The 20,424-nt window shown below is 40.4% G+C and carries 12 protein-coding genes and 1 pseudogene; 8 read left to right on the plus strand and 5 right to left on the minus strand.

Annotated elements, in window-relative coordinates:
* Window positions 1-295: 295 nt before the first annotated feature.
* From IPJ86_10340 to IPJ86_10350, 3 genes are all read left to right on the plus strand, one after another.
* Window positions 296-2,182: a DEAD/DEAH box helicase gene (locus tag IPJ86_10340; GenBank protein MBK7887662.1), complete on the plus strand. Its 1,887-nt coding sequence runs from the start codon at window positions 296-298 to the stop codon at window positions 2,180-2,182.
* 174 nt (window positions 2,183-2,356) lie between these two features.
* Window positions 2,357-3,886 (plus strand): glutamine-hydrolyzing GMP synthase, encoded by a 1,530-nt coding sequence (gene guaA / locus IPJ86_10345; protein MBK7887663.1) that lies wholly within the window; start codon window positions 2,357-2,359, stop codon window positions 3,884-3,886.
* 53 nt (window positions 3,887-3,939) lie between these two features.
* Window positions 3,940-5,136 carry a hypothetical protein gene (locus IPJ86_10350; GenBank protein ID MBK7887664.1) on the plus strand — a complete coding sequence of 399 codons (1,197 nt, stop codon included), beginning with the start codon at window positions 3,940-3,942 and terminating at the stop codon, window positions 5,134-5,136.
* Between the two features lie 15 nt (window positions 5,137-5,151).
* Here the strand turns inward: IPJ86_10350 and rimM are convergent, their stop codons facing one another.
* From rimM to IPJ86_10370, 4 genes are all read right to left on the minus strand, one after another.
* Window positions 5,152-5,688, minus strand: a complete 537-nt coding sequence (gene rimM / locus IPJ86_10355; GenBank protein ID MBK7887665.1) for a 16S rRNA processing protein RimM — start codon at window positions 5,686-5,688, stop codon at window positions 5,152-5,154.
* A 77-nt stretch (window positions 5,689-5,765) separates the two neighbouring features.
* Window positions 5,766-6,317 carry a 30S ribosomal protein S16 gene (locus IPJ86_10360; protein MBK7887666.1) on the minus strand — a complete coding sequence of 184 codons (552 nt, stop codon included), beginning with the start codon at window positions 6,315-6,317 and terminating at the stop codon, window positions 5,766-5,768.
* 129 nt (window positions 6,318-6,446) lie between these two features.
* Entirely contained in the window at window positions 6,447-8,204 is a 1,758-nt protein-coding gene (locus IPJ86_10365; protein ID MBK7887667.1) for a hypothetical protein, read from the minus strand.
* A gap of 320 nt (window positions 8,205-8,524) precedes the next feature.
* Window positions 8,525-10,066: a T9SS type A sorting domain-containing protein gene (locus tag IPJ86_10370; GenBank protein MBK7887668.1), complete on the minus strand. Its 1,542-nt coding sequence runs from the start codon at window positions 10,064-10,066 to the stop codon at window positions 8,525-8,527.
* A 262-nt stretch (window positions 10,067-10,328) separates the two neighbouring features.
* On the opposite strand from IPJ86_10370, the pseudogene dnaE reads away from it, so the two are divergent.
* The 4 genes and pseudogenes from dnaE to IPJ86_10390 all read left to right on the plus strand — a co-directional run bounded on the left by dnaE (window position 10,329) and on the right by IPJ86_10390 (window position 16,953).
* Window positions 10,329-13,927, plus strand: a pseudogene (gene dnaE, locus IPJ86_10375) (DNA polymerase III subunit alpha).
* Window positions 13,928-13,999: 72 nt separating this feature from the next.
* Window positions 14,000-14,317 (plus strand): thioredoxin, encoded by a 318-nt coding sequence (gene trxA / locus IPJ86_10380; GenBank protein ID MBK7887669.1) that lies wholly within the window; start codon window positions 14,000-14,002, stop codon window positions 14,315-14,317.
* Window positions 14,318-14,471: 154 nt separating this feature from the next.
* Window positions 14,472-15,584, plus strand: a complete 1,113-nt coding sequence (locus IPJ86_10385) for a DUF58 domain-containing protein (protein ID MBK7887670.1) — start codon at window positions 14,472-14,474, stop codon at window positions 15,582-15,584.
* 163 nt (window positions 15,585-15,747) lie between these two features.
* On the plus strand, window positions 15,748-16,953 hold the full coding sequence (locus tag IPJ86_10390) for an MFS transporter (protein MBK7887671.1): 1,206 nt from the start codon (window positions 15,748-15,750) through the stop codon (window positions 16,951-16,953).
* Window positions 16,954-16,961: 8 nt separating this feature from the next.
* Here the strand turns inward: IPJ86_10390 and IPJ86_10395 are convergent, their stop codons facing one another.
* Window positions 16,962-17,618: an FkbM family methyltransferase gene (locus tag IPJ86_10395; GenBank protein MBK7887672.1), complete on the minus strand. Its 657-nt coding sequence runs from the start codon at window positions 17,616-17,618 to the stop codon at window positions 16,962-16,964.
* 547 nt (window positions 17,619-18,165) lie between these two features.
* On the opposite strand from IPJ86_10395, the gene IPJ86_10400 reads away from it, so the two are divergent.
* The gene (locus tag IPJ86_10400; GenBank protein MBK7887673.1) at window positions 18,166-20,382 is read left to right on the plus strand and encodes a CotH kinase family protein; all 2,217 of its coding nucleotides are present in this window, start codon (window positions 18,166-18,168) and stop codon (window positions 20,380-20,382) included.
* Window positions 20,383-20,424: the final 42 nt, after the last annotated feature.

Raw genomic sequence — 20,424 nt, forward strand, 5'->3', positions numbered from 1 at the left:
CATTATTTAGGTGTAACAAGCGATTTTATATAATCACAATCTGAGGTTTTCAAAAATTGATGATCAATTTTAGTCAAGGCGCAGTTTTGATGTTAATTTGAATTTTAAATACAAGACTTCCGGTTTTTGTAGCAGCGGGTTTCTCGTCTTAGTTTGCAAGTTTGAAATTCCAAGCAATTATCCTTTATCATCTACGATTATTACTTAAAATGTCGCGGGTCATTAGTAGAGATGTTTTTCTACTATTCAACTGATTCCCAATCAAACAACCGTACTTTTTTCGTATCTTTGCGCCATGAATACATTCCAAGACCTGGGCCTTGACGCTCGATTATTGAAAGGCGTTGAAGCTCTAGGGTTTACAACTCCTACTCCCATACAATTACAAGCCATTCCTGCCCTGTTGGAGGGCAACCGCGACCTGGTGGGACTCGCACAAACGGGAACCGGTAAAACTGCTGCCTTCGGACTCCCGCTTTTGCATTTAATTGATATCCAAAAAAATTATCCTCAGGCACTCGTTCTTGCACCTACACGTGAATTATGTGTGCAGATTTATAATGATCTCCTGAATTTTTCTAAAGAGATGAAAGGTTTCGATGCGGTTCCTGTTTATGGTGGAGCCAGTATCATGGACCAGATTCGAAAAATTAAAAAAGGAGTGCATGTCGTTGTGGCTACCCCGGGTCGTTTGATTGATCTGATCAACCGTAAAGCGCTTGATTTGGGTAAAGTGAAAATTCTGGTGCTGGATGAAGCAGATGAGATGTTGAACATGGGGTTCAAGGAGGATATTGATTTTATTCTTGAAAACACACCTGCAGAAAGAAATACCTGGTTGTTCAGTGCTACGATGCCCCGTGAGGTGCGTGAGATTGCAAAGAATTATATGACGGATCCTTTTGAGATCACCACAGAGTCGCGGCAAAAGGGAAATGAAAATATTGAACATTGCTATGCAGTTGTTCGCGCGAAAGATCGTTATGCTGCTTTAAAACGTTTTGTTGATGCGAATGTCGAAATTTTCGGAATTGTTTTTTGCCGTACTAAATTGGAGACTCAGGATGTAGCGGAACATCTGATGCGTGATGGATACAATGCCGATTCACTTCATGGAGACTTGAGTCAGGCACAGCGTGATAAAGTAATGGGTCGTTACCGTGATCGTTCACTTCAATTACTGGTGGCAACAGATGTAGCTGCGCGTGGTATTGATGTGCAGGACGTCACTCACGTGATACACTACAATCTTCCGGATGAACTGGAAAATTATATGCATAGAAGCGGTCGTACTGCAAGAGCAGGTAAGACCGGAATGTCATTGGCTATTGTTCATTCGAAAGATATTAATCGTATTCGTCAGATTGAAAGATCTACCGGACGAACTTTCAAGCAACTTCAGGTGCCAAACGGAATGGAGGTGTGCGAAAAGCAATTGCTGAAGCTGGTCAAACGTATTCACGATGTGGAAGTGAATGAGAAGGAGATTGAACCCTATCTGGAGTCCATTTACAACGAGTTGAGAGATCTGGACAGAGATGCCTTGATTCATCGTTTTGTATCGATCGAATTTAATCGCTTCCTTGATTATTATAAAAATGCCCCTGACCTGAATGCTGATGTGCGTGCAACGAGAGGGGAGAGTGGAGGTGGAAGAGCTTATGGCGATAAACATAGTCGTATGTTTGTTAGTATTGGTTCTAAGGATGGTCTGGATAAAGGAAAATTATTGAGATTTATATGTGATACCACCGGCGAAAAAGGTGCTGTTTTCGGAAGAATTGATGTGCAGGGAGTGTATTCATTTGTAGATGTTGAACCGGAAAGATTAGATGCTGTAATGAAGGGGCTCAATGGTTCTATGTTTCATGATAGAAAAGTACGTACTGAAATCAGTGAGAGTAAGCCATCCGGTGGAGGAAGAAGATTTGAAGCAGGCGGTGGCAGAAGGTCCGAAGGCGGTGGAAGCAGAAGATCAGATGGTGGAGGACGAAGTGAAGGACCGAATAGAGAACGGTCGTTTGAGCGAAAAAGAGAAATGTCTGGCGAAGGAAAAAGGAAAAAGCTTACACTGGACGTGATCCATGGAAGGACGATAAACCCGGTAAGAAAAGGCCGGCTCCTGAAAAAGCAAAGTGCAGGCGGCTCAAGCCGGAAGGATAAGTTCAAATCTCGCTGGTAAGAAAACACACCTGCTATCGCTTTATCCGTTCATCAAACCTGTCTCCTGACATGGAGATCATCAACACATCAACAAAACAAAGCATATACTTCCAATCTTCAAATTTTCAAATCTTCAAATCTTCAAATCTTCAAATCATCAATTCATCAATTCATCAATTCATCAATTGACTAAATGCATCAGAGTATTTTAATCATTGACTTCGGGTCTCAGTTCACGCAGTTGATTGCAAGACGTGTTCGCGAGTTGAATGTGTATTGCGAGATTCATCCATTTAATCACCTTCCTGAAATGAATGAGGGCGTTCGAGGGGTGATCCTGAGTGGAGGTCCGGCTTCGGTCCGCGAAGAAAATGCTCCCCTTATTGACACCCTTTCCCTGAGAGGCAAGTATCCTGTTCTCGGGGTGTGTTACGGCGCTCAATTGATGGCACTGCAGGGTGGTGGTAAAGTTCAACCTTCTAAAACACGCGAATACGGTAGGGCAATGCTTACTGTAAAAAATCGTAGTGATGTTTTTATGAATCACGTTGCTGAGGAATCTCAGGTGTGGATGTCGCATTCTGATTCTATTACTGAGGTAGCAGAAAATTTTAAAGTGATTGCGAGTACGCATGATGTGCCTGTTGCCGCTTATCATGTAGAAGGTGAAAAAACATATGGGTTGCAATTTCATCCGGAAGTGGTGCATAGCGTGGAAGGAAAGAATTTCCTGAAGAATTTTGTGTACAACATTTGTGGATGTGCCGGCGACTGGACACCGGGTTCTTTTATCGATGAAACGGTTGAAGCGTTGAAGAAACAGATCGGTGATGATCAGGTGATCTTAGGATTAAGTGGAGGTGTGGATTCAGGAGTGGCCGCCATGTTATTGCATCGTGCTATAGGAAAAAATTTGCATTGCGTTTTTGTTAACAATGGATTGCTTCGAAAAAATGAATACGAGCAAGTGTTAGACACCTATCAGCATTTCGGATTGAATATTCATGGTGTAGATGCCGGTAAAGAGTTCTATAAGGAACTCAAAGGGGTGAGCGATCCTGAACAGAAAAGGAAAATTATTGGTCGTGTCTTTATTGAGACATTTGATGCAAAAGCACATGAGATTAAGGACGTGAAATGGTTGGCTCAGGGGACAATTTATCCCGATGTGATTGAGTCGGTTTCTGTGAAAGGTCCTTCTGCAACAATTAAGTCCCATCATAACGTTGGTGGATTACCGGAAAAGATGAAACTAAAAGTAGTGGAACCTTTGCGCAGTCTCTTTAAAGACGAGGTCCGGTTGGTAGGTAAAGCCCTGGGTATGCCGGCAGATCTGCTTAACCGTCATCCCTTTCCCGGTCCTGGTTTAGGTATCCGTATTTTAGGGGATGTCACTGAAGAGAAGGTGAGAATTATTCAGGAAGTGGATGCCATTTATATTGATGGATTAAAGAGTGCCGGTCTTTATGATAAAGTGTGGCAGGCTGGTTCTATCTTCCTTCCGATCAACTCGGTGGGTGTGATGGGGGATGAACGAACGTATGAACATGTGGTGGCGCTTCGTGCGGTAAGTTCTACTGATGGCATGACTGCCGATTGGTGTCATCTCCCTTATGAGTTTCTGAGTAAAGTGTCAAATGACATTATCAATAAAGTAAAAGGTGTTAACAGGGTGGTGTATGATATCAGCTCGAAACCTCCTGCTACTATTGAATGGGAATAATGAAAGCGAAATCAATATTTTTATTTTTTATAGTAGGTCTATCCTTTTTTTGGATGTCTTGTGGTACATCTAAAAAAAGCACAGCGCCCGTAATTTCAGGAAGTGCTAATGTTCCTGTTAAAAGAGATTCTTTAGTGGTTGCAAAGGACACGACTCCAACTATTATCCCGTCCATTCATAAATTAACCATTGCATTAGTATTGCCCCTGCAAATTGATGCTCATTTTAAAAATGATACCAATCCGGATGGATCACCACTTATTTTACCGGAAGCATTGCAAGCTTTGAATTTTCTGGAAGGGGCGAAACTTGCACAAGCAGATTTGAAAAATGATTTAGTTAATATTGAATTTAAAATTATTGATACAGGTTTTGACTCCCTGTCTACTGTGAAAACGTTGCAGACAGAGTCTTTGAAAGGAGTAGATGCGGTGATATCCCTCTTGTCGCCCAACTTTAACGGTGTATCAGCAGCATGTTCAGATCGTTTAAGGAAACCCTTTTATTTTTTCTATGGAAGTAATACTCAGGTTTTGGAAAATCATCCGTGGATGCGTTTAGCAAGTCCCAGTAATAATACTCAAATCAGGCAGACAGCTATTTTTATGGCTGAAAAGTATCCTGCATCTAATTTCATCATTGTTTCGAGAGAGCAACGTCGGGAGAATGATATTGCTGCATTGTTCGCCTCGGTTATTGATAGTATAAGAGGAAAGTCGAGCGGCACAGTGATAAATTACAAATCAGATGGCTGGTCACTGTTAAAGAGCAAGTTACTGAAGAATAAGAGAAATTTAATTATTATTCCTACTTCAGATGAATCTTTTTTATCATCCATCCTCAATAAAATAAGTGAAGTTAAAACCGATTATTCCTTTATGTTATGCGGCATGCCCGGTTGGGAAACATTTAACTCGATAGATCCCCGATTAATGAAAGAATTAGATGCTGTTTTTTTTAATGGGATGTATGCGGATATTTCATCTCCTTCCGTCAATGCTTTCAGGAAAAAATTTATCAGCGAGTATCATGCGGATCCTTTGATTCAGGCTTATATGGCCTACGATCAAATTTCTTTTATTGCATCTCAGGAGTTTCGTACCGGTGGTAAAAAGCTCGCTTATTCAAATTTCTTATATCATTCCAATGGTTCGGAACACTTATCGCCGGTTTGTGATGCTTGTGGATTTGAAAGGAAATCAGTCAACATTATTAAATTTGATGACTATAAGTTTGTGTTGCTGAAATAAGCCGAGGGTGAAAATTTACTCCTCCAGATAAATATCCAAAAGCCCTTCAGGCATATCAACATGAAACTCCTTTGCTTCACGGTCAATCTTTACGATGAGTTTATCGTGAATGGGAAATAATACTTTATGATCGTTGTAAAGAAACTCAAGCACCGGTTGTTCTCCCCGGTCATATACAGTGGTGACAGGACCCAGTTCACCTTTGGTTTTATCACATATTTTAAACCCGATGATTTCATGAAAATAGAATTTTTTCCCACGAAGTTTAGGTAGCATTTCTATGGGCAAAAAAAGTTTGTATTTTAAATAATTTTCTGCCGTACTCATGTCTTCTATTCCCTGAAGATGCAGGTAGGCTGACCGTTCCTTTTCTTTGATCGAGACCTTTGTGACATTGTATTCTTTTAAAACTTCATCAACCTCAACATAAACCACTTTGAGGCTTTTATAACGGCCAGGGCTATCCGTATCCATGGCAACCAGAAAATCACCTTTAACGCCATGTGTACGAATTATTGTACCAAATAGAAAGTGTTGCGGATGTTCATTCATAAACCGGAATTGAGAGATGTAAATATAAGAAGGCTGCCACTCTTAAGCGACAGCCTTCCCGGAATTTTATTTTAAAACTATGCTTCTGCAGGTGCTTCACCTTCGGCTGCAGGTGCTTCACCTTCAGCTGCCGGAGCTTCTTCTGCAGCAGGAGTAGCAGCCAATACGGCTTCTGCTTCCTTGCGCTTACGGGCTTCCAGACGGGCTTCATTCACTTTTGCTTCCTGAGCAAGGCGTGATGTATGCGATTTTGAACTGTTGTCGGCAAGCGTCTTTTTCTTGTTTTCGATCTTGTTGATTTTCTCTTGCTCCCAGGCGACGAATTTTGCATCTGCTTGTTCCTGGGTAAGGTTGCCCTTGGCAACTCCTTTGTTTAAGTGTACACGGTACAGAACACCTTTGTAACTTAGGATAGCACGGGTCGTGTCAGTAGGCTGAGCTCCTTTCATCATCCAATCTGCTGCTTTCTCAGTATCAATACTGATAGTTGCAGGATTAGTAATCGGGTTATAAGAACCGATTCTCTCGATGAAACGTCCATCTCTCGGAGCACGACCATCTGCCACCACAATATGGAAGAAAGGCTTACCCTTCTTTCCATGACGTTGTAATCTGATTTTTGTTGGCATAATTTATTGTTGTTGTTTTATTCTCCCTTCATTCTCCGCATGAGGGGCCGCAAAGATGCAAAATATTTCCGTTCTGACAAGTCTGATATGATTAAATAGATTGAAAATCAGTGATTTGAAATTTTGTATTCACTTAATTTCATTTGAATTCACCTGAAATGGTTCTAATAACCGAAGTACAGGATAACGTAAATGACTGGGCTCCTTCCAGTTAGATCGTTCGAAGATCCAACTCAGCATCGCCCACGAACTTCTGGAAAATTCAGGGTCAGCCGACTTCTTCTTCTCAAATTCAGTTTTTAATTCAAGATTCTGATTCAGAATACCAGCAGCTTCATCTTCAAATAGATAGTCTGAAAACCATTCTTTTTGTTGTAAGATTTCATCAAAGAAATTCCAGGCGAAGAAAGCATCCGGTGCCTGAGGTTCTAATGTGTCAATGATATAGCGGTTGGCCGGCTGGTTGCATGAAATAACATAGTCACCGGCAAAACATTGAATGCGCTGGGTATCGGAATCCACTTTTACATCGCTGTGCAGATAATGCCCTTCATATGGTTTTTTAACTGTAGTGTAATCCCGGATATAGTAAACAGCAGCCTCAATGACCGTATCTCTTTTTAGACGGTCCATTTCAATTCCATTATATTTTAATCTCTCAATAACTTCTTTCCATGCTTGAGGAAGAAGGTAAGCAGGAGGCCGTGTTATCTCCAGGGAAGTTTTGAAGGTATTGTAATAGGGAATGTATTTTGAATACGGACGACTCCGGTCGAAGTTTAAACGATCGAGACCGGTGACCGGACTTGTAGAAAGTGTGGTGGAATATCCCCTAAAAAGCAAGCTGTCTTTTTGTGTACTGTCAATGCTCCAAAGCAAGGGGAAAATTTGCTGATTTTTTATGAAGTCGTTGGCTTCCTTGCGGGACTTTTGAATAACACTACCGTATTTACTACAGGTGTTGAGGGCGACTTTCAAAAACTGATAGGTAACATCTACCCGCTCTGGAAAAGGCTTCAGCATATGCGTTTCAGTTACGAAGGGGAAAGCATTAAAAAGGGTACTGTATCCTGATGCAAAACGAGGGTATTCCAAAAAACCTTCCATTCCTTCTTCCGGACTCTTTCCCCAAACATTCACATAGGGCGACATAGGCTGGCCGGACTTCTCCATTTCAGAGTAAAGGGTGGGGAGAATATTTTGCTGCATGACTTTACTGATGATAGGGTGAAGCTTGTCTTTTTGCGAATCGATTAACGTCATCACATATTGATAATCTGCCCCGTCTGTAACATGTGTGTCGATGAAGACATCCGGATCCCAGGCTTGATAGAGCAGGGTGAAGCTTTTGGCATTTTCAGAATCGCATTTGATAAAATCCCTGTTGAGATCAAGATTCCTGTAATTACCTCTGAAACCAACTTCTTTAGGACCATTTTGTCCGGCGCGGAAAAAGTTTGATTTTATCTCAGCCCCCTCAATGTTGTAAACAGGAATTATTGCCAGAACTACTTTTGCAGGTAATTTTTCCGTTCCGTCTAATATAAATTTTGACAACCTGATGCAGGCATTGATTCCATCCGGTTCACCCGGGTGAATGCCATTGTTGATTAACAAAACGGTATACCCCATTTTTCGCAGGGCATCCCGGTCAAAAATCTTTTCAGGACTTATTACAAACAAATGCAAAGGCTTGCCATTATCAGTTTTTCCATACTCCATGAGCTTTGCCTGAGGATAATTTTTGTCCAACTCTTTAAAAAAAAGAATGGTCTCACTGTAGGTGGCAGATACATTGCTTTTGTATTTGTTCCAGATCTCCTGTGCGTTCACCGATAAAGGCAATGCATGAATCAATAACGTTAAGTAGAATAAGATGTATTTCATATAGTTCTGCAAAGATGTAAGAAATTCACATTTATTGATCTGACAACCCTTTTTTTCTGCCCTATCATTGCTATGTATTCAAACCGATTAATTAATTAAATCCTGTTGCCTATGATCTGAATAAAGAAAAAAAACTACAAGATCTCATGAAAGGTCCTTCGTTGACGGAGGACCTTTTCTATTGCATAATATTGGTATGAAGTGAGTATACAGGAGTAACACTTCTATGATGTGAAATAGAAAAGTAGTATTCAAAAAAATGCATAAAAAAACAGGGAGTTCTGTTCGAATCCCTGTTTTATGTAGCAACTACATTAAGATTATTGCTTGATGAAGGATTGGCGAGTGCCTATGCCTTGATCGTTTATTGATTCTAAAATATATAGACCGGAGGATAAATTAGATAGATTCATCACCCCATTAGTGTTTCCAATAGTATTCGTTAATTGAAGTTGCCCCATTGAATTGTAAATTCTGATGATTTCAATTTGATCAACGCTGTTGATAAACAGTTGATCAAACACAGGGTTCGGATAAATTTTCACAATAGACTCAGCAGCATCTATACCAAATCTGCTCGCAGAAGAATTGTATTTGACAAACCAGAAATCATTATTTCCATTATTATTTCCAACATTACCGTCATCCGATTGTGAAGCACCTGCTACAGCAAATCCTCCATCGTTAGTAGTGACTATACTGTAAGCGCGGTCATCATCACTTCCACCTGAAGTTTCTGCCCATTGGAAAGCCCCGTTCGAACTAATTTTTACTATCAGGAAGTCATCTCCTCCGGAATTGTTGGGAACCTGGTTCGATGCAGACTCCGTCTCTCCGGCAATCAGGAAACCACCATCAGGAGTTTGGCGAATGGATCTTGCATCATCGGCAGTTCCACCACCATAATTCCTGGACCACACTATTCCTCCAACTCCATTGATTCGGATTACCCAAAAATCAGCCCCGCCTTTGTTTCCGGGAACGTCACCGTTGTTACTGATGGCTGTTCCTGCAATAACAAAGTTTCCAGTGCTCGTCTGTTGAATAGAAGCAGCTTCATCATAATCTGTTCCTCCAAAGGTTTTTGCCCATTTGATATCACCATTCCCTTTAAGTCTTACCACCCAATAATCAGATCCACCTTTATTATTACTGACATTGTTATCATTTGAAGTAGTTGAACCGGCAACAATAATGTCTCCTGCACTTGTTTGCTGTAAACCGGAGGCAATCTCATCAGAGGATCCGCCATAGTTTCTGCACCAGCGGAGATTTCCGGCTGAATTCACGCGGGCTACAAGAAAATCATAGCCCCCTTTGTTATTGTTCAGTTGTTGGTCATCCGATTTTGTACCACCGGCAAGAATGTATCCGCCATCTGAGTGCTGCCAAACACTTCGTGCCTCATCATCATCAGAACCACCTATGTTTTTCCACCAGGTTTTTATACCGCTGGCGTTAATTTTCAGAAGGAATATGTCAAATCCACCCCGGTTATTGATGACATCGCCACTCGTTGAGTTGGAAGTACCGGTAACGATATAGCCGCCATCACTAGTTTGTTGGGCAGCGAATGCCCTGTCATCCCCTGTACCACCAAAAGTTTTTCTCCAGGTAATGGTTCCATTTGGATTTGTTTTCACAATCCATACATCATCTCCGCTGATGGGATTCAATACATCGCCGTTATTGGAATTGGTCGTACCAACGAGTAAGTATCCCCCGTCTGAGGTTTGTAACATGCAGTTAATCTGTTCGTTGTTTGTTCCACCGAAGTTTCTTTCAAATTGGATGGTAGGTTGTGCATTGGCTATTTGACAACCGATTGTAAAACCGGATAATAGCAGTAGTTTTTTAAACATGGATTTGTTTTGTTTTTAAAATATGATGAATTTGATTAAAGTATCTTATTAGAACAACAGGTGTAGGCACTAATGGTTAAAAAGAAATGGAAATTAAAACGAAATAAGTCAGGATGGATGCAAAGCTTTGATATTAAGAGTTTTAAGATAGATGGATAGGGAAGTGTAAAAAGGTGTTTAAAACTATCTGCTTGTTCAATTTGAATGGGTTAAGATATCCGGGCAGGAAATCAATCTTTCCCTTTTTAACTTTGGGGTTCAAATGACAAAATTTTCCCACTTACACGTCCATACGCAGTTCTCGCTGCTTGATGGAGCCGCAGATATTTCTAAACTGTATAAAAAAGCAGTGGAGGATAAAATGCCTGCATTGGCTATCACTGATCATGGAAATATGTTCGGGGCTTTCAAATTTGTAGCCGAAGCCTCAAAGTACAATACAAAGGAAAATCCGGACACCATTAAGCCCATTGTGGGTTGCGAATTTTATATGGTTGAGTCTCGCCACAAGCAACAGTTTACACGAGATGAACGGGATGTCAGGTATCATCAATTATTACTGGCAAAGAATGCAGAGGGCTATAGTAATCTTATCAAACTTTGTTCTCTTGGATATATTGAAGGTTTATATGGAAAGTATCCTCGTGTTGATAAGGAACTTTTATTGCAGCATTATAAAGGACTGATTGCTACCACTTGTTGCTTGGGCGCCATAGTTCCAAAGACAATCATTAAAAAGGAGAAGCTGCAGCTGAGGAAGAATTTAAATGGTGGCTGGATATTTTCGGAGAGGATTATTATATCGAATTGCAACGTCATGATATTCCGGAGCAGAAGAAAGTAAATGAAGTACTTCTTGGTTTCGCAAAGAAGTACAATGTAAAGATGATTGCTTCAAATGATTCGCACTATGTGAATCAGGATGATTATAATGCTCATGATATTTTGCTATGCATCAACACCGGTGAGAAGCAAAGTACGCCAACGATGAAGGAATTCGCCGATGATGATATGTCGACGAGAGGAAAGCGTTTTGCCTTTTATAATGATCAGTTTTATTTCAAGACGACAAAGGAGATGTCAGCACTTTTTTCTGATATTCCCGAAGCCATTGATAACACGAATGAAATTGTAGGCAAAATTGAAACGTTGCGTTTGAAGCAGGATATTCTTTTGCCAAATTTCCAGGTGCCTGCTGAGTTTACATCACAGGATGAATACCTGCATCATCTCACTTATACCGGTGCGTTGCAACGGTATGGACAAATTACTCCTGAAATTGAAGAACGCCTTAATTTCGAGTTGTTCACGATTAAGACAATGGGTTTTGCCGGTTACTTTTTGATTGTAGCAGATTTCATCAGGGCCGGTCGTGATATCGGTGTTTTTATAGGTCCGGGAAGGGGATCAGCGGCCGGTTCTGCGGTTGCCTATTGTACCGGGATTACCAATATAGATCCGATTAAGTATAAATTGCTGTTTGAGCGTTTTTTGAATCCGGATAGAAAGAGTATGCCTGATATTGATACAGATTTTGATGACGATGGTCGTCAGAAAGTGATTGATTATGTCGTGCAGAAATACGGCCGGAATCAGGTGGCGCAAATTGTTACTTATGGAACGATGGCGGCAAAGATGAGTATTAAGGATGTTGCCCGCGTATTAGATCTTCCATTACCTGATTCAAATGCTCTCGCAAAATTAGTTCCTGAACGTCCGGGAATTGAATTGAATCGTGTGTTGAAAGCACCGATAGATGGAGAAAAAAGTCTGAAAGAGAAAGAAGGTTTGAACAGCGATGAGATTGAACAGGTTAAGCAATTGCGTGAGATATTAAACGGAAAGGATATTCGTTCTCAGGTGCTGCATGAAGCCATGGTGCTGGAAGGTTCAGTCCGGAATACAGGTATTCATGCCGCGGGAATTATCATCGCCCCTAAAGATCTGAAGGAAATTATTCCTGTGGCCACCTCTAAGGAAACAGAATTGTTAATTACACAGTTTGATGGTCGTGTGATTGAAGACGCAGGTGTAATCAAAATGGATTTTCTGGGTTTGAAAACGCTTACCATTATTAAAGATGCTTTGGAGTTAATTCATCAGAATCATGGTGTGCAAATTGATATTGATAAAATTCCACTCGATGATCCATTGACATTTGAATTGTATCAGAAGGGCGAAACGAATGGAACTTTTCAGTTTGAGTCCCTGGGAATGCAGAAGTATCTCAAAGATCTGAAGCCGGATAAACTCGAGGATTTGATCGCGATGAATGCGTTGTTTCGTCCGGGACCTCTGGCATATATTCCCAATTTCATAGCGCGTAAACACGGTCGCGAAGCGGTGGTATACGATTTACCGGCAATGGAGGAGTATCTGGAAGAAACCTACGGTATCACCGTTTATCAGGAGCAGGTAATGCTATTGTCCCAGAAACTGGCAGGCTTTTCTAAAGGAGAAGCGGATACACTGCGAAAGGCAATGGGTAAAAAGCAGAAGGATATCCTTGATAAAATGAAGGGTAAGTTCATGGAGGGTTGTGAGAAGAACGGTCATGATTTAAAAATTTGTGATAAAGTCTGGAAAGATTGGGAATCGTTCGCATCTTACGCCTTTAATAAATCACATTCCACTTGCTATGCTTTTGTTGCTTTTCAAACTTCTTACCTGAAAGCACATTATCCGGGTGAGTACATGTCTTCTGTACTAACCCATAATCTCGGTCAGTTAGAGAAGGTAACTTTCTTTATGGAAGAGTGCAGACGAATGGGTGTACCCGTCCTCGGTCCGGATATCAATGAGTCGCAGTATAATTTCAGTGTAAATAAATCAGGGCAAATCCGGTTTGGATTAGGTGCAGTAAAAGGAGTGGGGGAGCAGGCGATTATTTCGGTTATCCGTGAACGTGAGTTGGATGGACCTTTTAAATCCGTTTTTGACCTTACGCAAAGGGTTTCAGGAAAAGCAGTGAATAAACGTTGTCTGGAAAGTCTGGCACAAGCCGGTGCACTTGATTGTTTCGAAGGCGTTCATCGTGCGCAATATTTCTACATCGATCCTAGAGATGGAATAAATGGATTGGAAAAGGCGGTACGGTTTGGAAATGCAGCAACTCTACAGGCCAACAGTCAGCAACAAAGCTTGTTCGGTGATTCCTTGGTAGAAGAAATTACGCAGCCGGCTTTATCAAAATGTGAGCCCTGGAGTAAGCTGGAAGCCTTAGGAAAGGAAAAGGAGGTCATCGGCTTTTATATTTCCGGGCATCCGCTCGATGATTTCAAGTTTGAAATAAAAAACTTTTGCTCCCATACGATTGATGATTTGATAACGGGTGAAGGGCTGAAACTGTTGCGGGGACGTGATATTGCTTTTGCGGGAATCATCACCTTGGTGAATCATCGTATGAGTAAAGCAGGAAAGCCCTTTGGAAGTTTCACCATTGAAGATCTTAGTGGAAGTATGGAAATTGCCCTGTTTGGCGAAGATTATGGCAAGTTGAAGCAATATCTGGAGCCGGAGAGCCTGGTTTTCATTAAAGCGAAAGTGCAGAACCGCTTTAAGAAGGAAGATGAATTTGAATTGAAGCCCTATGCGATGCATTATCTCACGGATATAGGTGACAAGATGTCAAAGGAACTGGTGGTTCATATGAAACTAATACATCTGAACGCGTCAATAGGTAGTGCATTACAGGACTTACTCAGTCAGCATCAGGGTGGTACGCCGGTTCGATTCAAAATATATGATGACGAGAAAAGGTGGCAGTTACCCTTTCATAGTAAGTCTATAAAAGTGAAGATCAATAATCCGCTGATTGAGCAAATCGTTAAAATCACGAATGGTGATGTCACACTTCAGTGACAGAATGGCAGAATCAGGAGAAGGAACAATATTTGTCAATACAAACGTTCAATAAATAAAAAAAATAAAATCATGGCATTAGAATTAACAGATCAGAACTTTGACGAACTAGTTCTGAAATCAGACAAACCGGTATTAGTGGATTTCTGGGCAGAGTGGTGTGGACCTTGCAGAATGGTAGGACCATTTGTTGAAGAAATCGCAAAGGAATACGAAGGTAAAGCAGTGGTTGGTAAATTAAATGTTGACCATAATCCTAATATTTCTATGCAGTTTGGTATTCGCAATATACCGGCATTATTATTCTTCAAAGGCGGACAAGTGGTAGATAAGCAAGTGGGTGCGGCACCTAAATCTGTATTGGCAGGAAAGCTTGATGCGCAGATGTAAAAGCCAATCATTAAATTAAAAAGGAGTTTTGAATTGAATAAATAAAAGTGCGTTGATGGTTTGAGCGATTCGTAGCCGGTCATGTTCTTGCAATGTGCAACAGAATGTTGTTCTTTGCGTTTAAGACAAGACCGGTTACAATCATTTTATAGAGATGGCAATAAATCCCCAGGAATACCAACAAGTTACTCATCTCGAGTTAATCGCTCGTCAAGTGGTGGAAGGTTTTATTACCGGGCTACATAAAAGTCCATTCCATGGATTTTCGGTGGAATTTGCTGAACACAGGATTTATAATACCGGTGAACCCACACGACATATCGATTGGAAGTTATACGGCCGGACTGACAAACTTTTTACCAAGCGATATGAAGAAGAAACCAATCTGCGTTGTCAGTTAGTGGTGGATAATTCAGCATCAATGCATTTTCCTGAATTTGATAAAAGGCATCCCGAAATCCTTAATAAAATCACCTTTTCATCTCATTGTGCAGCAGCAATTATACAGTTACTAAAAATGCAACGCGATGCTGCCGGATTAAGTATTTTTTCCGACAAAGTCGAAGTAAGTACAGCAGCAAGAAGTAGCAGCGTTCATCATAAATTGCTTATTCATAAACTGGAGGAAGCCATTGCATCCAAAGGCAGTACTTCTACAGCTCTGGCCAATGCCTTGCATCAGATAGCAGAGAATATCCATAAACGTTCACTTGTAATCATTTTTAGCGATATGTTCGAGAATAATTCCGATGCGAAAGAATTGTTCAGTGCATTGCAGCATTTACGTTACAATAAACACGAAGTAATACTTTTTCATGTCGTTGATAAACGACTGGAGTTGGATTTTAATTTTGAGAATCGACCCTATCAGTTTATTGATGTGGAAAGCGGGCAGGAAGTAAAAGTCCATGCCGCACAAGTACGTGAGGCCTATCTTAAGAGTATGGATGCTTTTAGAAAGGAATTGACTCTGAAATGTGCTCAATACCGCATCGATTTTGTCGAGGCTGATGTAAATAAGGGCTACAAGCAAGTGCTGATGCCTTATTTGCAAAAAGAGGAAAGATGTTTTAGTCTTCCTATAACCCATTCTATAACCGCGATAAATGTAGCAGCAGCCGCGAGAACCGTAGCCGCGATAACCGTAGGCGCGTTACATGTAACGCGCCTACTGTTATCGCAAAACAGCATTCGATCATGTAACACGGCTACTGTTATCGCAAAAACAACATTCGATCATGTAACGCGGCTACATTTCTCTCAATAACAGCATTCGATCATGTAACGCGGCCACTTGTTGAGAAAATCAGTTTTTATTAGGATTTTAAAGAACATTTAAAGCTCTTAAAGTTATTTTTAAGAATCAGGTTTGATAGTGCACCTTCAGTATTGATCAGATTTAATAGATTTACTCCTTCAAATCAATCATCTTGCTGAATCTGTACCGACAGTCGTTTTCGAATTTGCAGCGTAATATCTGGATTCTCGCTATTGTAATGTTCATCAATAGGAGTGGTTCAATGGTATTGCTTTTCACATCGCTGTACATGACCAATGTATTGCACTTTTCAATTGGTAATGCCGGCACAGTAATGAGTCTGTATGGAATAGGAAGTGTGTTAGGTAGCTATGCCGGCGGATGGCTGACCGACAGAAAGAACTATTTTGACATCATGGTATTGTCGCTTATTGTAAGTGGATTGGTTTTACTTAATTTATTATGGGTTACATCAATAGTTGGATTAGGTATCGTTATCTTTTTATATGCATTTGCGGCTGATATGTTCCGGCCGGCCAATTCAAAAGCAATTGCGGTATATAGCGATAGCAGTAATCGAACCAGATCAGTTTCATTGGTCAGATTGGCGGTCAATTTGGGATTTACTGTGGGGCCCGCTGCAGGTGGGTTTATTGCGATGTATCTTGGATATAAATGGTTGTTTGTTATTGATGCCGTCACCACGTTTGGTGCAGCTGTACTGCTTTATGTCTATTTGCCAAGAAAGGAATCTCCACATTCCAGCCAATCCTCCGAAGTGTTAAATGATTCCAGTACATCTGCGTATAGGGATCGCCGTTATTTACTTTTCATTTTCCTTGTGGCCTTATACGGGACGTGTTTCTTCCAGATATTCGCCAGTATTCCCCAGTATTTCAGTAAAATTTGTCATTACAATGAAGATGTTATCGGACTGTTAATGGCTCTTAATGGGCTACTGGTCGTATTAATAGAAATGCCACTGATTTTAAAACTGGAAAAAAGTAAGAAGATATTTCATTTTATCATAGTGGGGACATTCCTTTTACCGCTTTGCTTTTTAATGCTGCAGTATGGAAAAGGATGGATGATATGGGCCATATTTTATACAGTAACCATAACCTTATCAGAGATTTTCACAATGCCATTTATGATGAACTATGCGTTGTCCAGACCTCCAAAGGAACGACAAGGTCAGTATTCTGCATTGTATTCTATTTCATTTGGTATTGCCAATATTGCTGCACCCGTCATCGGGTTGGGAATAGCCAATCAATATGGATTTGATAGCATGTTTTCCCTACTCATCGCATTGAGCACGCTAACCGGAATTGGTTTTATCGGTTTAGCCAGAAGGGAGGCGATTGGAAAAGGATAGTCAGTTTTTCAGGCTCTTTTTTTTGCTTTTTCCTGTGCGGAAATTTGCTCGAAAACATCGTTTCTCACAAAGAGTCTTTTGAACATGTCCGTGGAGTGTGCAATTTTGTATCCGTTGTCGAGTAGTAATTCGGATGATTTTTTTATCCTCTTTAAATAATCAAGACCTTTACAATGGTATACTTCATCATATTCTACCAAAATTATCTTGATGTCGAGTTTGTCTTCAACAATTGTTTCTATCACTTTATATTCAGCACCTTCAATTTCGAGTTTTAACAGATCAATAGAGGTATGGCCTTGAGACTTCATGATATTCGACAACCTGTCAACGGGTACTTCAATATATTCGCCATGTTCCTTGAAGAGTTCTATAGAATGAGATACATAGTAGTCTCCAATGTTTGGTTTGTAAAATTTAATCATAGTGGCCTCAGTCCACACACCCAGTTCAATGAATTTCAATTTTGAAAGCTGATCCTTTTTGATGCGATAAGTAAACTTGGTCTCTAAATTATTCAGTGATAAACTTTCGTGATTTTCTATTTTACTTTTCAAAAGATTAAAATGATTGATGCCCTCAGGTGCAGGATCAAGGATGACCACATCGCAACCGAAATGGTGCACCAATTCAGTGTCGAAGGAAATGTCTTCTCCGGCACCCACGCAATAGCATAAAGAAGAGGAGTTAAGGAAATTTTCAGGAATAAAATATCCATGAACTTTTGTTCCTAGTTGAATGATATCCCTTAAAGGAGTAAGATTAGACTTCGGATGGATTTTTAAAATTCTCTTGGTCAGATTTTTAATCGTTGCATTTCTATTGGGTTTGATTAAGCCGTTGCGATCCTCCTACGAAAATTTGGGCTTTTGGTTGTGGTTTTAGAGGATTTGCTGAATATTTTTAAGCGTAGCACAAAGCTATCTAATTTATGAATTTACCCAAATAATTGATATTCTAATCTTTGGGTAATTATATTGAACGGATGGTGTTGAAAATTAATTATATGTACCATCGGCAAGGAGTTCAGAGATGAATAATATATTCCAGCTATTGAAACCAATCACCTAATGGTAAGGTTCAATCATGGAGCTTTTAATGTCTTTGTAAATTTAAAACGATTATGCTGTTGATAGCTTTTGAAAGGGAGGAATGTCGGACTTAACAATTATTTAATACCTTTAGACCACAAACAATTAAACCTCCTTCCTTGTGATAAAAAAATTACAGAAAATTGTATTCCTGGTGGTATTATTATGTGGTTCTGACATAAAGGCACAGGTTATAATTAATGAATATTCCGCATCGAATCTTACACAATTTGTTGATAATCACTCTGATTATGAAGATTGGATCGAGTTGTACAACACGGCTCCATTTCCTATGCCGTTGGGTGGATTCCATCTGAGTGATGATTCTACCAATATTTTAAAATACACCATCCCTGCAGCTGTGGTCGTACCTGCCAACGGTTTTGTGAGGTTTTGGTGCTCCGGCCGTGATAATTATTCAACCAATAATTATCATACAAATTTCAGATTGACACAAACTAAGAACAGTAAGGAACAAATTGTTTTTTCAGATCCGACCGGAATAGTGTTAGACAGTTTATCCTTAAATAAAACACAAGTTGGACATTCCCGCGGAAGAACTACAGATGGGGCCGGTACCTGGAGTATTTTTACGAATCCCTCACCGAATACTTCCAATAACTTTTCTACTCCTTATTCAAGATATGCTGACAAACCGGATTTTTCCGTTGGAGCAGGTTTTTATCCTCCTCCGATTATTGTAATTCTGACGAATACAGAGCCCGGTAGTACCATGAGGTATACTACGGATGGATCTTTGCCAACCCTTACTTCACCTATATGCAGTACCGGTGTTTTAATCTCTACTACCTCAGTACTGAAAGCAATTACCTGGAGTCCTGACCCCAATGTTTTGCCCAGCTTTGTGGAGTATCAGACCTATTTTATGAATGTAAGTCATACGCTTCCGATTATATCCATCGCTGCTTCTCAACTAACTACTCTGGCCAACGGCAGTGGATCACTTGAGCCCAAAGGAACTTTTGAGTATTTCGATACAGCTGGTGTGCGGAAGGCGAATACCTATGGAGAATTCAATCGCCATGGACAGGATTCATGGGTTTTGAGTCAGAGAAGTCTGGATTTTATTTCCCGTGACGAAATGGGCTATAACCATAGCATCGAGGAAAAATTGTTTGAATATTCCCCCAGAGAAAATTTCCAACGCATCATTTTACGTGCTGCAGGAGATGATAACTATCCGGCTGATCACCGACAAGCCAATCTCGGAAGCGCGCACGTTCGCGATGCCTATATTCATATGCTGGCAAAAAAGGGAGGGATGAATCTGGATGTAAGGAATGCTGAAAAGGCAATTGTCTATCTCAATGGAGCCTATTGGGGAGTGTATGATATCAGAGAAAATCCGGACGAACACGATTATACCGAATATTATTACGGGCAGGATAAATACAACCTGCAATACATCGAGACATGGGGAAATACCTGGGCAGAGTATGGCGGACCAACCGCTCTTTCTGACTGGGCAGCATTGTATAGTTATATCATGACGAACAGTATGGCCAATGCTGCTAATTATAATTATGTAAATAACCTTTATGATGGTACCAGCCTTGTGGATTATGTGATTGCGAATGCCATGACCGTTTGCTCCGACTGGCTCAATTACAACACCGGTTGGTGGAGAGGAATGGATTCAACAGGTACACATCGACGTTGGGGGTATATACTTTGGGACAATGATGCAACCTTTGGACATTATATTAATTATACAGGTATTCCTAACACTAGCGCCTACGCAGATATTTGTGATCCCGAAGGACTGACCACAACAAATTCTGATCCGGAAGGACATATACAGGTGTTAAACCGACTCCGGCAAAATCCGGATTTTAATCAGTTTTATATTTCCAGAATTATTGATTTATGGAATACCGTTTTCAGTTGTGATAATATGATCGGACAATTAGATAGCATCGTTGCTAAACTGGATCCTGAAATGTCAGCTCATGCCAATCGTTGGAATGGCACTTATGCAGAATGGTTATTAAATGTCGACACCTTGCGAACATTTATTTTAAATCGTTGTAATAATCTTGCTACCGGAATAAACAGTTGCTATAATCTTAATGGTCCTTATGAAATTACACTAACCGCTGACCCCATCAGTGCAGGAGGAATTAAATTTAATACACTGGTACATGATTCATTACCTTGGAAAGGTAATTATTTTGGAGGGATGCTGAATATATTGGAGGCATTACCGGATACGCCCTATCAATTTATAAACTGGTCCTCCGGTTCACAGGTGTTTTTACCGAATGACAGTGCTGTTATTTCCAGAGTGAATTTCACTTCTAGTGATACCTATCCCTGAATACAGGAAAACTCAATGAAGGTGTGTACATCTTGAAGTTTA

It is taken from the genome of Bacteroidota bacterium (assembly GCA_016713925.1).
Taxonomy (GTDB): Bacteria; Bacteroidota; Bacteroidia; order AKYH767-A; family OLB10; genus JAJTFW01.

Coding starts and splice junctions, on each gene's coding strand:
- IPJ86_10340 (MBK7887662.1), top strand. CDS start 296: ATGAATACATTCCAAGACCTGGGCCTTGACGCTCGATTATTGAAAGGC.
- guaA (MBK7887663.1), top strand. CDS start 2,357: ATGCATCAGAGTATTTTAATCATTGACTTCGGGTCTCAGTTCACGCAG.
- IPJ86_10350 (MBK7887664.1), top strand. CDS start 3,940: ATGTCTTGTGGTACATCTAAAAAAAGCACAGCGCCCGTAATTTCAGGA.
- rimM (MBK7887665.1), bottom strand. CDS start 5,688: ATGAATGAACATCCGCAACACTTTCTATTTGGTACAATAATTCGTACA.
- IPJ86_10360 (MBK7887666.1), bottom strand. CDS start 6,317: ATGCCAACAAAAATCAGATTACAACGTCATGGAAAGAAGGGTAAGCCT.
- IPJ86_10365 (MBK7887667.1), bottom strand. CDS start 8,204: ATGAAATACATCTTATTCTACTTAACGTTATTGATTCATGCATTGCCT.
- IPJ86_10370 (MBK7887668.1), bottom strand. CDS start 10,066: ATGTTTAAAAAACTACTGCTATTATCCGGTTTTACAATCGGTTGTCAA.
- trxA (MBK7887669.1), top strand. CDS start 14,000: ATGGCATTAGAATTAACAGATCAGAACTTTGACGAACTAGTTCTGAAA.
- IPJ86_10385 (MBK7887670.1), top strand. CDS start 14,472: ATGGCAATAAATCCCCAGGAATACCAACAAGTTACTCATCTCGAGTTA.